At 60.3% G+C, this 14,678-nt stretch carries 12 protein-coding genes; all 12 read left to right on the top strand.

The features are described from left to right. Window positions 1–138 precede the first annotated feature (138 nt). The 12 genes from glnE (at window position 139) to AACY50_RS06120 (ending at window position 14,676) form a co-directional block, all read left to right on the top strand. Complete coding sequence (gene glnE / locus AACY50_RS06175; RefSeq protein WP_339538299.1) at window positions 139–3,078, top strand: bifunctional [glutamate--ammonia ligase]-adenylyl-L-tyrosine phosphorylase/[glutamate--ammonia-ligase] adenylyltransferase; 2,940 nt, start codon at window positions 139–141, stop codon at window positions 3,076–3,078. A gap of 243 nt (window positions 3,079–3,321) precedes the next feature. Next, window positions 3,322–4,356 (top strand): lipopolysaccharide heptosyltransferase II, encoded by a 1,035-nt coding sequence (gene waaF / locus AACY50_RS06170; protein ID WP_339432269.1) that lies wholly within the window; start codon window positions 3,322–3,324, stop codon window positions 4,354–4,356. A gap of 1 nt (window position 4,357) precedes the next feature. After that, a complete protein-coding gene (gene waaC, locus AACY50_RS06165; protein ID WP_221731249.1) occupies window positions 4,358–5,419 on the top strand; it encodes a lipopolysaccharide heptosyltransferase I in 1,062 nt (353 codons plus the stop codon). Further along, on the top strand, window positions 5,419–6,540 hold the full coding sequence (locus AACY50_RS06160; RefSeq protein WP_339538298.1) for a glycosyltransferase family 4 protein: 1,122 nt from the start codon (window positions 5,419–5,421) through the stop codon (window positions 6,538–6,540). The genes waaC and AACY50_RS06160 overlap by 1 nt, the downstream gene beginning before the upstream one ends. Further along, window positions 6,541–7,347 carry a lipopolysaccharide core heptose(I) kinase RfaP gene (gene rfaP, locus AACY50_RS06155; RefSeq protein ID WP_339432271.1) on the top strand — a complete coding sequence of 269 codons (807 nt, stop codon included), beginning with the start codon at window positions 6,541–6,543 and terminating at the stop codon, window positions 7,345–7,347. It abuts the gene before it with no gap. Next, entirely contained in the window at window positions 7,347–8,081 is a 735-nt protein-coding gene (locus AACY50_RS06150) for a lipopolysaccharide kinase InaA family protein (RefSeq protein ID WP_339432272.1), read from the top strand. Before rfaP ends, AACY50_RS06150 begins: the two co-directional genes overlap by 1 nt. Next, complete coding sequence (locus tag AACY50_RS06145; RefSeq protein ID WP_339465363.1) at window positions 8,078–8,830, top strand: lipopolysaccharide kinase InaA family protein; 753 nt, start codon at window positions 8,078–8,080, stop codon at window positions 8,828–8,830. Before AACY50_RS06150 ends, AACY50_RS06145 begins: the two co-directional genes overlap by 4 nt. Continuing rightward, a complete protein-coding gene (locus tag AACY50_RS06140; RefSeq protein ID WP_339538297.1) occupies window positions 8,830–10,281 on the top strand; it encodes a lipopolysaccharide kinase InaA family protein in 1,452 nt (483 codons plus the stop codon). Before AACY50_RS06145 ends, AACY50_RS06140 begins: the two co-directional genes overlap by 1 nt. 119 nt (window positions 10,282–10,400) lie before the next feature. Next, window positions 10,401–10,736 carry a YceK/YidQ family lipoprotein gene (locus tag AACY50_RS06135; RefSeq protein ID WP_339538296.1) on the top strand — a complete coding sequence of 112 codons (336 nt, stop codon included), beginning with the start codon at window positions 10,401–10,403 and terminating at the stop codon, window positions 10,734–10,736. Window positions 10,737–10,908: 172 nt separating this feature from the next. Beyond that, complete coding sequence (locus AACY50_RS06130) at window positions 10,909–12,666, top strand: carbamoyltransferase family protein (protein ID WP_339432276.1); 1,758 nt, start codon at window positions 10,909–10,911, stop codon at window positions 12,664–12,666. Then, window positions 12,650–13,780, top strand: coding sequence for a glycosyltransferase (locus AACY50_RS06125; protein WP_339465360.1), 1,131 nt, complete (start codon window positions 12,650–12,652; stop codon window positions 13,778–13,780). Before AACY50_RS06130 ends, AACY50_RS06125 begins: the two co-directional genes overlap by 17 nt. Further along, entirely contained in the window at window positions 13,780–14,676 is an 897-nt protein-coding gene (locus AACY50_RS06120; protein WP_339432278.1) for an antimicrobial resistance protein Mig-14, read from the top strand. Before AACY50_RS06125 ends, AACY50_RS06120 begins: the two co-directional genes overlap by 1 nt. Window positions 14,677–14,678: the final 2 nt, after the last annotated feature.

Raw genomic sequence — 14,678 nt, 5'->3', positions numbered from 1 at the left:
AAAAGGTGAAAGTTTGATGTTGGCTGCCAAAGAAAAAGAAATATCAGCTATTTCTAACTTTTGTTCGACAGTCCTTCGCGTAGCGGGTTTTCATCATTCACTACAAGCGGCCATTTCCACGCCGATCAAGGATAGACCATGACCCTGCCCGTGCTTGCCGAACTGCCCGCCATTCTCCTGCCGTTGGTCAGCCGATCCGAGCAGTCGTTCCGTACGGCCGTCGCTTCGCTGGAAGACGATCACGGCTTCTCGACCTGGACGCCGGAGCGCTGGGCGCAATTCGCCCGCGTCACCGCGGCCAGCGAGTTCGTCATTGAACAGAGCGTTCGTGACCCTTTGATGTTGCTGTCGCTGGTGCAATCCGGCGAACTCGAGCGCTCCTATGCCCCCGGTGAACTGTGTGCGCAGATTGCCACTGCCGTAAATGCTGCGCAGACCGAAGATGAACTCGGGCGCGTATTGCGCCGTCAGCGTGCGCGCCATCAGGTGCGGATCATCTGGCGTGACCTGACCCGGCAGGCCAGCCTGGTGCAGACCTGTCGCGACCTCTCGGACATGGCCGACGCCAGCATCGACCAAGCTTATCAATGGCTGTACAGCCGCCATTGCCAGCAATTTGGCACGCCGACCGGGCGTCGCAGCGGCGAGCCGCAGCAAATGGTCATCCTCGGCATGGGCAAGCTCGGCGCGGTCGAGCTTAACCTGTCCTCGGACATCGACCTGATCTTCGCCTACCCCGAGGGCGGCGAAACCGTCGGCGTGAAGCGCGCGCTGGATAACCAGGAATTTTTCATCCGCCTCGGTCAGCGTCTGATCAAGGCCCTCGATCCGATGACCGTCGATGGCTTCGTGTTCCGTGTCGACATGCGCCTGCGCCCTTACGGTTCGTCCGGCGCGCTGGTGCTGAGCTTCAATGCACTGGAGCAGTATTACCAGGATCAGGGCCGCGACTGGGAACGCTACGCGATGATCAAGGCGCGGGTGGTGGCCGGTGATCAAGTGGCCGGTGAGCAGTTGCTCGACATGCTGCGGCCGTTCGTTTACCGGCGTTATCTGGACTTCTCGGCGATCGAAGCACTGCGCACCATGAAGCAGTTGATTCAGCAGGAAGTGCGGCGCAAAGGCATGGCCGACAACATCAAACTGGGCTCGGGTGGCATCCGCGAGGTCGAGTTCATCGCCCAGGCCTTTCAACTGATTCACGGTGGCCGCGATCTGAGTCTGCAACAGCGTCCTCTATTAAAGGTGCTGAGCACGCTGGAAGGGCAGGGGTACTTGCCGCCAGCGGTGATCAGCGAGTTGCGCGAAGGTTACGAATTCTTGCGTTACACCGAACACGCGATTCAGGCGATTGCCGACCGCCAGACCCAGATGCTGCCGGACGGCGCTCAGGATCAGGCGCGAATTGCTTTCATGCTCGGGTTTGCTGACTGGGCGTCTTTCCACGAAAAACTGATGTTCTGGCGCGGCCGCGTGGCCTGGCACTTTGCGCAGGTGATCGCCGATCCCGATGAGGAAGAGGGCGCCGAAAGCGAAGTGGTGGTGGGCGGTGAATGGCTGCCGCTGTGGGAAGAGGCGCAGGACGAAGAGGCGGCGTGCCGTCAGTTGCAAGAGGGTGGGTTTGGCGATGCGAGCAAAGCGCTGAAGGCACTGGCGAGTCTGCGCGGCAGTCCGCAATTGCGTGCGATGCAGCGATTGGGGCGTGAGCGTCTCGATGCGTTTATCCCGCGTTTGCTCGCCCAAGCGGTCGAGCATGACAACCCGGATCTGGTACTTGAACGTGTGCTGCCACTGGTGGAGGCCGTTGCCCGGCGCTCGGCTTATTTAGTGTTGCTGACCGAAAACCCCGGTGCGCTGCGCCGTTTGCTGACGCTGTGTGCGGCGAGCCCGTGGATTGCCGAGCAGATCACCCGCTTCCCGCTGCTGCTCGACGAGTTGCTCAACGAAGGTCGACTGTTCAAGCCGCCGCTGGCACCGGAATTGGCCGCTGAGTTGCGCGAGCGTCTGACGCGCATTCCCGAAGACGACCTAGAGCAACAAATGGAAGCCCTGCGCCACTTCAAACTGGCGCACCGCTTGCGCGTCGCGGCTTCGGAAATCGCCGGCAGTTTGCCGCTGATGAAAGTCAGCGATTACCTGACCTGGTTGGCCGAGGCCATTCTCGAACAAGTGCTGGCCCTGGCCTGGCGTCAAACGATCGCCAAATACGGCACGCCGCTGCGCACCGACGGCACCTTGTGTGATCCCGGCTTCATCATTGTCGGTTATGGCAAAGTCGGCGGTCTGGAGTTGGGGCATGGTTCCGATCTGGATCTGGTGTTCATCCATGACGGCGATCCGCAGGCGGAAACCGATGGCCCGAAACCGATCGATGGGGCGCAGTTCTTCACCCGGCTCGGCCAGCGGATCATTCACTTGCTGACGGCGCAGACCAACTCCGGCCAGCTCTATGAAGTGGATATGCGTCTGCGTCCGTCCGGTGCGTCCGGGCTGTTGGTCAGTTCGCTCGGCGCGTTTGCCCGCTATCAGGAAAATGAAGCATGGACGTGGGAGCATCAGGCTTTGGTGCGCGCTCGGGTGTTGGTCGGCAGCCAGGATGTCGGTCAGGCCTTCGAGAAAGTCCGCGCTCAAGTGTTGGGCAAAGCGCGGGATCTGGCGAAGCTGCAACAGGAAGTCAGCGAAATGCGTGCGAAGATGCGCGACAACCTCGGCAGCAAGAGCACTGCGGCCGGTACAGCGGCAAATGCCTTCGAGGCCACGGCGCCGTTCGACCTCAAGCAGGACGCCGGAGGTATCGTCGATATTGAATTTATGGTGCAATACGCGGCCCTGGCGTGGTCGCAAAGCCATCCGCCATTGCTGCGCTGGACCGATAACATCCGCATTCTGGAAGAGCTGGAGCACGAAGGGCTGATGCCTGCCGAAGAGGCCAGCCTGTTGCGTGAGGCGTATAAAGCCTACCGCTCCGCCGCCCACCGGCAGGCGTTGCAGAAGGATGCCGGGGTGATCCCGGGTGACCAGTTTGCCGATGAGCGTCGGCAGGTAGTGCGGATCTGGCGCGAGTTGGGGCTAAGCTGAAGTGCGCCAATGAAGGTAATGAGATTCAGAAGTGGGAGCGAGCCCGCTCCCACAGTGATCTGCGGTGAGTCGCAGATATGTGAACAGATGCAAAACCCTGTAGGAGCGAGCCTGCTCGCGATCGTGGAGTGACACTCGACAGTCATGTTGAAGGTAATGACCCATCGCAAGCAGCCTGTGTTCCCACCGTGATTATCGAGGCGGGGAGGCGTAATGCCTCCCCGGTTCGTTTTTGGAAACCACATGAATATTCTGATCGTTGGGCCCAGTTGGGTCGGTGACATGGTGATGGCGCAGACCCTGTTTCAGTGTCTCAAGCAACGCCACCCGCAATGCGAAATCGACGTACTGGCCCCAGAGTGGAGCCGGCCGATCCTTGAGCGCATGCCGCAAGTGCGCAAGGCCTTGAGCTTTCCGCTCGGCCACGGCGCGCTGGAGTTGGCGACGCGTCGGCGCATCGGCAAATCCCTGGCCGGTCAGTACGATCAGGCGATCCTGTTGCCCAACTCGCTGAAGTCGGCGCTGGTGCCGTTTTTTGCCGGCATCAAGACACGCACCGGTTGGCGCGGCGAGTTCCGCTACGGCCTGCTCAACGACGTGCGCACTCTCGACAAAGAGCGTTATCCGCTGATGATCGAGCGCTTCATGGCTCTGGCCTATGACGCGAACGCCGAGCTGCCAAAACCTTATCCGCGTCCGAGCCTGCAAATCGATCCGGTGAGCCGCGAAGCGGCACTGGCCAAATTTGGCCTGACCCTCGATCGCCCGGTGTTGGCCTTGTGCCCCGGTGCCGAGTTCGGCGAGTCCAAACGCTGGCCGTCGGAGCATTACGCCAAGGTCGCCGAAGCGCGTATTCGTGAGGGCTGGCAGGTGTGGCTGTTCGGTTCGAAGAACGATCATGCGGTGGGCGAAGACATTCGCGCGCGGCTGATTCCCGGTTTGCGTGAAGAGTCGGTGAACCTCAGTGGCGACACGTCCTTGGCCGAGGCTATCGATTTGATGTCCTGCGCCGATTCGGTGGTGTCCAACGACTCCGGCCTGATGCACGTCGCCGCCGCGCTGAACCGGCCATTGGTGGCGGTCTACGGTTCGACTTCGCCAGGCTTTACCCCGCCGCTGGCCGAGCATGTCGAAATCGTCCGTCTGGGCCTTGAATGCAGTCCGTGCTTCGACCGTACTTGCCGGTTTGGCCATTACAACTGCCTGCGCCAATTAATGCCGGACGCGGTCAACGATGCCTTGCAGAAGCTGCACGGCTCTGTGGTCGAGGTTCATTAAGTTGCGGGTATTGCTGATCAAGACTTCTTCGCTGGGCGACGTGATTCACGCGTTGCCAGCGCTGACCGACGCGGCTCGGGCCATTCCCGGGATCAAGTTCGACTGGGTGGTGGAAGAAGGCTTCGCCGAGATTCCGACCTGGCACCCGGCCGTCGGCAAGGTGATTCCGGTGGCGATCCGCCGCTGGCGCAAAAACCTCTGGCAGACCCTCAAGAGCGGCGAGTGGAAACGCTTCAAGCAAAGCGTGCGCGCGAGCAAGTACGACTTGGTGATCGACGCCCAGGGCCTGCTGAAAAGCGCCTGGCTGACCCGCTACGTCAAGGCCCCTGTGGCCGGTCTCGATAAAGGTTCAGCGCGTGAGCCGATCGCGGCGCGTTTTTATGATCGAAAGCTCGCCGTGGCGCGGGGGCAGCACGCCGTTGAGCGGGTGCGGCAGTTGTTTGCCATCGCCCTCGGTTATGACCTGCCCAAGGGGCTGGGCGATTACGGCCTGAGTGTCGAGCGACTGGTGGAGTTGCCGCGCAAGAGTGCTTTCGTGGTGTTCCTCCATGGCACGACGTGGGATACCAAACACTGGCCGGAAGCCTATTGGCGTGAGCTGACCGAACGTGTCGGTTACCTCGGCGTCGGCGTGAAGCTGCCGTGGGGCAATCCGCTGGAGAAGGCCCGTGCCGAGCGCATCGCGGCGGGCTTCAAACACGCCGAAGTCTTGCCGAAGCTGAACCTGGCCGGTGTCGGCAAAGTGTTGGCCGGCGCCCAAGCCTGCGTGGCAGTGGACACCGGTCTCGGCCATTTGGCCGCGGCGCTGGATGTCCCAACGATTTCGCTGTTCGGCCCGACCAATCCGGGCCTGACTGGCGCCTACGGCAAAGTGCAGATTCACTTGGCCAGCGACTTTTCGTGCGCGCCGTGCCTGCAAAAGAAATGTACCTACCAACCGACTGCGCAGGATGCCCGTCAGTTTGACCTGAAACGCGAGCAGCCTCTGTGCTTCACGCGTGTGAATCCCGAGCGTGTCGCCAGCCGACTGAGCACGTTGTTAATGGCTGAGGAGCTGCGCTGATGCAATTGGCATTTGTCCTGTACAAATATTTTCCGTTCGGTGGCTTGCAGCGCGACTTCATGCGCATCGCCCTCGAATGCCAGCAGCGCGGCCACCAGATTCGCGTCTACACCCTGATCTGGGAAGGCGATGTACCGCCCGGTTTCGAAGTGCTGGTGGCGCCGGTCAAGGCGTTCTTCAACCATCGGCGCAACGAAAAGCTCACCGCGTGGATGGAGGCCGATCTGGCCAGGCGGCCGGTGGATCGCTTGATCGGCTTCAACAAAATGCCGGGTCTGGACGTTTACTACGCCGCTGACGGCTGTTTCGAAGACAAGGCGCAGAACCTGCGCAACTCGTTGTATCGCCGCTGGGGCCGCTATCGCCACTTCGCCGAGTACGAGCGTGCGGTGTTCGCCAAAGACGCGAAGACGCAAGTGCTGATGATTTCCGAAGTCCAGCAACCGCTGTTCATCAAGCATTACGACACGCCGATCGAACGCTTCCATCTGCTGCCGCCGGGTATTGCCCAGGATCGTCGGCGCCCGGCGGATGCCGGTGAGATTCGCGCCGGGTTCCGCGCTGAATTCAACCTCAAGGACGACGATCTGCTGCTGGTGCAGATCGGCTCCGGGTTCAAGACCAAGGGCGTGGATCGCAGCCTCAAGGCGCTGGCCGCGTTGCCCGCTGAGCTGAAGAAACGCACCCGGCTGTTTGTAATCGGCCAGGATGACCCCAAATTGTTCCAGGTGCAGAGTGCAACTTTGGGCCTGGGCGACAACGTGACGTTTCTCAAGGGCCGCAGCGATATCCCGCGGTTTCTGCTTGGCGCCGATCTGTTGATCCATCCGGCGTACAACGAGAATACCGGCACAGTGCTGCTTGAAGCGCTCGTCGCCGGTTTGCCGGTGCTGGTCAGCGCGGTCTGCGGTTACGCCCATTACATCGCTGAGGCGGATGCCGGGCGGGTGCTGGACGAGCCGTTCGATCAGGCGCAACTGACCCGGTATTTGACAGACATGTTGACCGATGACTCTGCGCGCGCGGCCTGGAGCCGCAACGGTGTGGCCTTCGCCGAGACGGCCGACCTCTACAGCATGCCGCAGCACGCGGCCGATGTGATTCTGGCGGAGCACGCTTAAATGAAGTTGATGCTGGCTGAACCGTTCAAGAGCCTCTGGGCTGGACGCGACCCGTTCACTGAAGTCGAAGGCTTGCAGGGCGAGGTTTACCGCGAGCTCGAAGCGCGCCGGACATTACGCACGGAAGTCGACGGCAACGGATTTTTCGTCAAGATCCACCGCGGCATCGGCTGGGGCGAGATCTTCAAGAACCTGCTGACTGCCAAGCTGCCGGTGCTCGGCGCGGGTCAGGAGTGGAAGGCCATCCAGCGTTTGCAGGAAGTCGGTGTGCCGACCATGACCGCCGTTGCCTACGGCGAGAAGGGCAGCAACCCGGCCGATCAGCATTCGTTTATCGTCACCGAAGAGCTGGCGCCGACTATCAGTCTGGAAGACTTCAGCATCGACTGGGTCAAGCAGCCACCGCAGCCTAAACTCAAGCAGGCGCTGATCGCCGAGGTGGCGCGGATGACCGGCATGATGCACCGCGCCGGCGTCAATCACCGCGACTGCTACATCTGCCACTTCCTGTTGCACACCGACAAACCGGTGACGGCCGAGGACTTCAAGCTCTCGGTGATCGACCTGCACCGGGCCCAGACCCGCGCGGTCATCACCCAGCGCTGGCGCAACAAGGACCTGGCGGCGCTGTACTTTTCCGCGCTGGACATCGGCCTGACTCGCCGCGACAAACTGCGCTTCCTCAAAGGCTACTTCCAGCAACCGCTGCGCCAGATTCTGGCTGAAGAAGCGCCGTTGCTGAGCTGGCTGGAAGGCAAGGCCAACAAACTCTACGAGCGTAAGCAGCGTTACGGGGATGCGCTCTGATGGCGGGTTGGACTCTTGAACCGCAATACAGTGATCTCGCCGAAGATTTCGGCAGCCTCCAAGCTGTCTTTGCCCTGCAAGGCGAGCGTCTGACCCGCGACCCGCTGTCCGAGGTCATTCGCGTACAGCGCAATGGCGTCAACTATTACGTCAAGCGCTACGTCGGCGCCGGTAAAGGCTTGCGCCGTTATCTTGGCAAGCCGCGGGTGAAGATGGAGTGGCAGAATCTCAAGCGTTTCGCCAAGTGGGACATTCCCACTGCCGAAGTGGTGGCTTGGGGGCTGGAGCGCCGTGGCGCGGCGTACGATCGAGGGGCGATGATCACTCGCGAGCTGCCCAACACTGAAGACCTCTCGGCACTCGCCGAGCGCAAGGACCCGAAACTCAAGGATCGTGCCTGGGTCGATGGTGTCAGCCGGCAGTTGGCCGCTTATACCCGCACGATGCACGATCACCGCTTTACCCATAACGATCTGAAATGGCGCAACCTGTTGATTGATGACCAGGCGCGGATATTTCTGATCGATTGCCCCAATGGCGAGTTCTGGCGCGGCTTCTGGCTCAAATATCGGATCACCAAGGATCTGGCCTGTCTCGACAAACTCGCCAAATATCACCTGTCCAATACCCAACGCCTGCGCTTCTATAAGCAATATCGCCAGTGCGACCGGCTGAATGCGGCCGATAAGAAACGGATTCGGCACGTGGTGAGATTTTTCGAGGGACGTGAATGACTGATTTTCTGGCCGAAGAAGACCGCGCGCTGCTTGAACGCCATGGTCTGGGCACTTTTGACGCTCTGTGGGCCAAGCAACTGGAAGCGGTGGATGAGCCGAATACGGCCCGTGGCGGCTGGAGCAGCGTCTTCCGTATGGACCTGGAAGGGCAGGGTTACTACCTCAAGCGCCAGAGCAATTATCTGACGCGCACCCTGCATGCGCCCTTCGGCGAGCCAAGCTTTGCCCGCGAGTTCCGTAATATCAGCCGATATCGCAAGCTGGGCATTCCCGCGTTGCAGGCGGCTTTTTTCGGTGAGCGCAAAGTCGATGGCGAAGTCCGGGCGATCCTGTTGACGCGCGCGCTGGACGGCTGGAACGATCTGGAATCGCTGCTCGCGAGCTGGGCAGATCTTAGCGCCGCTCAGCACTCGGCCATCCTCAAGGCCTGTGGGCTGCTGGCTCGGCATCTGCACGGCGTACGACAGGTGCATGGCTGCTTCTACCCCAAACACATTTTTCTGCGGGCCACCGGTGACGGGTATCAGGCGCAACTGATCGACCTGGAGAAAACCCGGCCGTTGTTGTTCGGCATGCGTGACCGGATCAAGGATCTGGAGCCCCTGCAACGTCGCGCTACGGCGTGGGGCGAGCCGCAACTGCGTGAATTGCTGGCGGCATATCTCGATCAACCGACCACCAGTGCGCTGCTCGATCATTGGCTCGTTCGCCTGACCGCGCGCCGCAGCCACAAGGAGACTCGCTGATGCAATTGTCCGAGCTGGCCGCTGCCGGGCGAACCCCGCAACTGCCACTGACGGTGACCCTGGCCGATGCTGCCGGTGTTGCGGATTTGCAGTTGCTGAGTCTGCTGCGGGTCTTGCCGGGGCAGCGCTACGTCGGCGCGGGTGTCTGGCGCGGCCGGCCAGTGCTGGCCAAATTGCTGGTCGGCAGCAAGGCATCCCGGCATTTTCAGCGTGAGCTGGACGGCGTGCGCTTGCTGGCCGCGCAAGGCATGACCACGCCGTTGCTGTTGGCCGATGGCCTGAAGGACGGTGAGGGGGGCTGGCTGCTGTTCGAATTCCTTGAAGGCGCCGAAAGCCTCGGCGATGCCTGGGCGAAAGTCGAGTCGCTGCCGGTGCTGGCGGATGAACAGTCTGCGGTGTTGGCCGAGGCGCTTGGCACCATTGGCGAGCTGCACGGCAAGGGGCTCTGGCAGGAAGATTTGCATCTGGACAATCTGCTGCGTCACGGCGGTCAGTTGTACTTGATCGACGGTGCCGGGATTTGTGTGGAAACCGCCGGTCAGCCGTTGTCGCGACAAAAGGTTCTGGAAAATCTCGGAGTGTTTTTCGCCCAGTTGCCCAAGGCGCTGGAACCGTTTACCGAAGAACTGTTGGTGTATTACTTGCTGAGCAACAGCGAGCACGCGCTGCCGCTGGAAGCCTTGCAGAAACAGATCGACAAGGTGCGCCGCTGGCGTCTGAAGGATTACCTGATCAAGGTCGGTCGCGAATGCACGCTGTTCAGCGTCCGGCGTGGCGCGTTCGGCTTGCGCGCCATTCGTCGCGAGGAAGAGGCGGCGATGGTGCCGGTGCTTGAGAGCGCCGATGCGTTGCTTGATAAGGGCCATCTCTACAAGACTGGCGGCGCCGCGAGCGTCGGCAAGGTCGAAGTTGGCGCCCGCACGCTGGTGATCAAACGCTACAACATCAAGGGATTTGCCCATTGGCTCAAGCGGTTCTGGCGCCCGAGTCGTGCCTGGCATTCGTGGCGTGAAGGCAATCGCCTGGCGTTTCTCGGTATTGCCACGCCCAAACCGCTGGCGGTGCTGGAGAAGCGCTTTTTGTGGTTACGCAGTCGCGCCTATCTGGTGACCGAGTTCCTGCCCGGGCCGGACATCATCGAGCGCTTTGCGCCTTACGTTGAAAGCGGTGAAGCGCCGGAAGCGGAGTTGCAGGCGCTGGATCAGTTGTTCGCCAGATTGATTGACGAGCGGATCAGCCATGGCGACTTCAAGGGACACAATCTGTTCTGGCAGGATGATCGCTGGGCGCTGATCGATCTGGACTCGATGTGCCAGCATGGATCTGTCGGCAGTTTCGCGCCGGCCTATGCTCGTGACCGTGCGCGATTCATGCGCAACTGGCCCGAAAGCAGCGCGCTGTATCAGATTATTGATCTGCGGTTGCCGAAAGATATTTCCAGCGTGCCCTGAGACAAACCAGCAGTAGAGGACAAGATTCAGCGACTTGTCCTACAGCTTCTCCAGAAGCCATGAACTGTGCCCTGTTCAGTCCAGATGCTAATTTGCCCAACGACCTTGGAGGGCGAATTTTGACCATTAAACAGGCTGCAACGCTGGGTGTGTTTTCATTGATTCTGGCTGGCTGTGGCAGCGCCATGACTGTCCTGCAGGATGATGCCGACGTCGCGCGGGACATGCGCAAGCAAAAAACCTACTGCCAGTCCATTCCACGCATTTACAGTGGGTTGGCCTATGATTTTTGCGTGTTGAACGCACCGCCTGATCCAGGCGGCTATCTTGTCCCGTTCGTGTTGCTGGACTTGCCCTTGTCCGGGGTGTTCGACACCGTTGCGCTGCCTTATACGATTTATCGTCAGGCCACTGAAGGCAATATCGGTATCTACTGGCGCAAGGGCGGTTATTGAGTCTTCAGGCAAGGTTTATCCAAACCATTCGCTGCGGGTCAATTCGCACAGGGTAATTCCCGTCATGTTTACGCTATAATCCCGCCCTTTAGCTGTCTCTCGCCCGGAGTGAGGACACATACATCTTCAAGGCGCATCGCGCCTGAACGCAGACTAAAGAGGCTAGACCCCTGTGGCATTGACGATTCTTGGCCTGTCCGGCGCCCTTAGCCATGACCCTTCAGCAGCCTTGTACATCGACGGCAAGCTGGTGGCGGCGGCTGAAGAAGAGCGCTTCGTACGCGATAAGCATGCAAAGAACCGCATGCCCTACGAATCGGCGAAGTTCTGTCTTGAGCAGGCCGGTATCAAGCCGTCCGACGTTGACGTAGTTGCGATCCCGTTCGCTCCGATCAGCCTGTTCGGCAAGGCGCGCTGGCACTACGCCAAGCGTTACTGGTACGCGCCGGATCGCGCCCTGGATGCGATTCTGATGGGCAACCGCCGCTACAAGCGCTACCGCAACAAGATTGTCTGGTGCCTGGAGCAATTGGGTTTTGATCCGAAAAAGATCAAGATCGAACCAGTCGAGCACCACTTGGCTCACGCCTCCAGCGCCTACCACTGCTCCGGTTTCAAAGAAAAAACCGCGATCCTCGGTATCGACGGCAAGGGCGAGTACGCCACGACTTTCTTCGGTTATGGCGAAAACGGCAAGATCCACAAGATCAAGGAATTCTTCGACCCTGACTCCCTCGGCGGCTTGTATGGCGCGATCACCGAGTTCCTCGGTTTCGAGATGCTCGACGGCGAGTTCAAGGTCATGGGCATGGCACCGTACGGTGACGCCAGCAAATACGATTTCTCGCGCTTGGCTTCGTTCGAAAATGGCGAATTGGTGATCAACACCGACTACGCCAACGTCATCGGCCTGCGTCGCTACAAAGAGAAGGGCAAAGGCTTCTACTTCTCGCCGAAGCTGATCGAATGGCTCGGGCCGAAACGTGAAGGTGACATCGCTGACGAACCTTACATCCACTACGCCGCGAGCATGCAAGCGCTGTTCGAGAAACTGGCGCTGCAAATGATCGACCATTACCTGGGCGATGTGCTCAAGGAAACCGGCAAACTGGCTTTTGCCGGTGGCTGTGCGTTGAACGTCAAGCTGAACCAGAAAATCATTGCTCGTGACGACATCAAGGAGTTGTTCGTACAACCGGCGTCCGGCGATGCCGGCACGGCGGTCGGCGCAGCAGCCTATGTGTCCCATGCCCGTGGCGTTCCGGTCGAGAAGATGGAGCACGTCTACCTCGGCCCGTCTTACAGCAACGAAGACGTGATCGCCGCCTGCGCCCGTCACGAGAGCAAGCCGGTCTGGCGCAAGCTCGACAACATGCCCGAGCAGATCGCCAAAATCATGGTTGACGGCAATCCGGTGGCCTGGTTCCAGGGCCGCATGGAATTCGGTCCGCGTGCGCTGGGTGGCCGTTCGATCATTGGCTGCCCGAGCGTCCCCGGTGTCGCCGACCGCATCAATCATCAGATCAAGTTCCGCGAGCGCTGGAGGCCTTTCTGCCCGTCGATGCTCGACACCGTCGCCCCGCAGATGATCAAGATCGATCACCCGGCGCCGTTCATGACCTTCACCTTTGAAGTGGCTGAAGAGTGGAAGACCCGCGTGCCGGAAGTCGTCCACGAAGATGGCACTTCCCGGGCCCAGGTACTCAAGCGCGAATACAACCCGCGCTACTACGACATGATGAAGGCGCTGGAAAGCCTCACTGGAAATGGCGTATCGCTGAACACCTCGCTCAACCGCCGTGGTGAGCCGATGATCTGCTCGCCGACCGACGCGCTGAACATGTTTTTTGGCTCCGATCTGGAATACCTGATCATGGAAGATATTCTGGTAGTCAAAGAAGGCACAAACGCTTATGACACGCTCGGCTGAACGCCATGTGCTGCAGTTCTGTCACGGCTATGACGGGCCGTTCCTCGACTGCGCGCGGCAGTACGCCAGCCTGTTCGCGGGCACAGGCTATCGGGTGACCACGGTCTTTCTGACCGGCGTCGCCGATAGCGAAGTCGCCGCGGCGTGTGCTTCAGATGAAGTGTTGTTCATGGAATACAGTTCCAAGGCTATTCGTGGCCTGAAGCTGGGCGCTATCGGCGATCTGCGAAAGATCGCCGCTTCACGCAACTTCAGTTTCTGTATTGCCCATCGTTTCAAGCCGATTTACATCGCCTTACTGGGTACTTCGCTGCCGGTGATCGGCGTACACCACGCGTTCGACGATTACAAACGCGGCACGCGCAAGCTGTTCGCGCACATTTTTCGTAAGCGCCTGAGTCTGCTCGGGGTGTCTGATGCGGTGCGTGACGATATGCGCCGATATCTGCCGAAGTGGCCAGCGACGCGGATTCAGACGTTGTACAACCGCATCGACGTGGCTGCATTGCAAGCCTCTCAGATGTCAGTCGGCGAGGCTCGGGAGACACTGGGGCTGTCGGCGGACGCGTTTATCGTCGGCAACGTCGGACGGCTTCACCCGGACAAGGATCAGGCCACGCTGTTGCACGGTTTTGCCGCGGCTTTGCCCGGTCTGCCGGACAACAGCCAGTTGGTGATCCTCGGCGAGGGCCGTCTGGAGCAAGATCTCAAGGCACTGGCTCGCGAGCTGGGTGTTGGCGACCGCGTGATGTTTCTCGGTCAAGTGTCGCAAGCGCGCAATTACTTCCGCGCGTTTGACGTATTTGCCCTGAGTTCTGATCACGAACCGTTTGGTATGGTGCTGCTGGAGGCGATGGCCGCCGGTGTGCCATTGCTGAGCACAGCGTGTGGTGGGGCAAAGGAAGTGGTTGAAGGCGTGGGCATTCTGTTCCCTATGGGCGACGCCCAACACCTTGCGCAAGGCCTGCAACATCTGGCGGGAATGAATGATCAACAGCGTCTTCAGTGCGCCGAGCTGATGCTCGACCGTTTACGTGAGCGCTTCTCCGACAGCGCGGTGTACGACACCTTCTGGCGTTTGCCGCAAGTTACCGATCTGGCACCGAGGGGCTGATGCTCAACCGATTTCAAGGCTGGCGCGAACGTGGCTGGTCGCCCGTTGACGCCTCCACCTATGCAACAGCCTGGCAGCGTTTTGGCGGCAGCGTCGCGACTCACCCGCTGGTGGTTGAGCGTCTGGCCGATCTGGCCGGCATCCCGGTGCGCTATCTGGCGTGGGAGCAGGACGGTGACGTCAAAGCCGCGATCCCGACCTGGGGCCGTGATCTGGCCTTATCCAAGGACGTACTTAAACGCAGCGGGAAAAAAGGCTTGTTCGACCTCGGCAACGCTGAGTTGATCTTGCCGGCTGCCGCTGATGCTCAGGCTCCGCTGCGTCATCGCGCACGCTATCTGTCGGCGCTCAACGAAAACCGTTTCAGCGGTATGAAGTTGCAGACCGAACAACTGGCCATGGCCCGTACGCCCGAAGAACTGTCGAAGAAATTTCGCTACAACCAGCGCCGCGAATTGCGTCTGCTGGAAGAGGCGGGCGGGGTGGTGCGTCCGGTCGGCGAGTTTTCCAGTGCCGAGTTGGCGGCGATCTACTGCGATCTGTTTCAGCGTCGCTGGGGCTTTCCGGCCACCGGTGCGGCGCGCATGGCGCAGGTCATCGAGCTGTTGCGCGATCTGTTGATCGGCTCGGTGATCTTCCTCAACGACGCGCCGATTGCGATTCAACTGGTCTATCGCGTTGAAGCGCCGCAATGGATCAGTGTTGAGTACGTCAATGGTGGCGTTGATCCAGAGACCCGTGAATTCAGTCCCGGCAGCGTACTGAGCTTCCTCAATACGCAAAGCGCCTGGGAGCATGCGCGGGCGCTGGACAAGCCGATGCGTTTTTCCTTCGGTCGTGCCGACCGTGAGTATAAGGATCGGTGGTGCAATCCTGTGCCGGTGTTCACCGTATGAGC

It is taken from the genome of Pseudomonas sp. RA_15y_Pfl2_54, from assembly GCF_963971015.1.
In the GTDB taxonomy this organism is placed as follows: Bacteria; Pseudomonadota; Gammaproteobacteria; order Pseudomonadales; family Pseudomonadaceae; genus Aquipseudomonas; species Aquipseudomonas baetica_A.
The sequence above is the reverse complement of the archived record's forward strand: the minus strand, read 5'-3'. Positions and strand labels throughout refer to the sequence as shown.

What these genes read in the sequence shown, in the direction of transcription:
- rfaP (WP_339432271.1), top strand. Translation starts at nt 6,541, where the DNA reads ATGAAGTTGATGCTGGCTGAACCGTTCAAGAGCCTCTGGGCTGGACGC.
- AACY50_RS06150 (WP_339432272.1), top strand. Translation starts at nt 7,347, where the DNA reads ATGGCGGGTTGGACTCTTGAACCGCAATACAGTGATCTCGCCGAAGAT.
- glnE (WP_339538299.1), top strand. Translation starts at nt 139, where the DNA reads ATGACCCTGCCCGTGCTTGCCGAACTGCCCGCCATTCTCCTGCCGTTG.
- AACY50_RS06145 (WP_339465363.1), top strand. Translation starts at nt 8,078, where the DNA reads ATGACTGATTTTCTGGCCGAAGAAGACCGCGCGCTGCTTGAACGCCAT.
- waaF (WP_339432269.1), top strand. Translation starts at nt 3,322, where the DNA reads ATGAATATTCTGATCGTTGGGCCCAGTTGGGTCGGTGACATGGTGATG.
- AACY50_RS06140 (WP_339538297.1), top strand. Translation starts at nt 8,830, where the DNA reads ATGCAATTGTCCGAGCTGGCCGCTGCCGGGCGAACCCCGCAACTGCCA.
- AACY50_RS06125 (WP_339465360.1), top strand. Translation starts at nt 12,650, where the DNA reads ATGACACGCTCGGCTGAACGCCATGTGCTGCAGTTCTGTCACGGCTAT.
- AACY50_RS06120 (WP_339432278.1), top strand. Translation starts at nt 13,780, where the DNA reads ATGCTCAACCGATTTCAAGGCTGGCGCGAACGTGGCTGGTCGCCCGTT.
- AACY50_RS06160 (WP_339538298.1), top strand. Translation starts at nt 5,419, where the DNA reads ATGCAATTGGCATTTGTCCTGTACAAATATTTTCCGTTCGGTGGCTTG.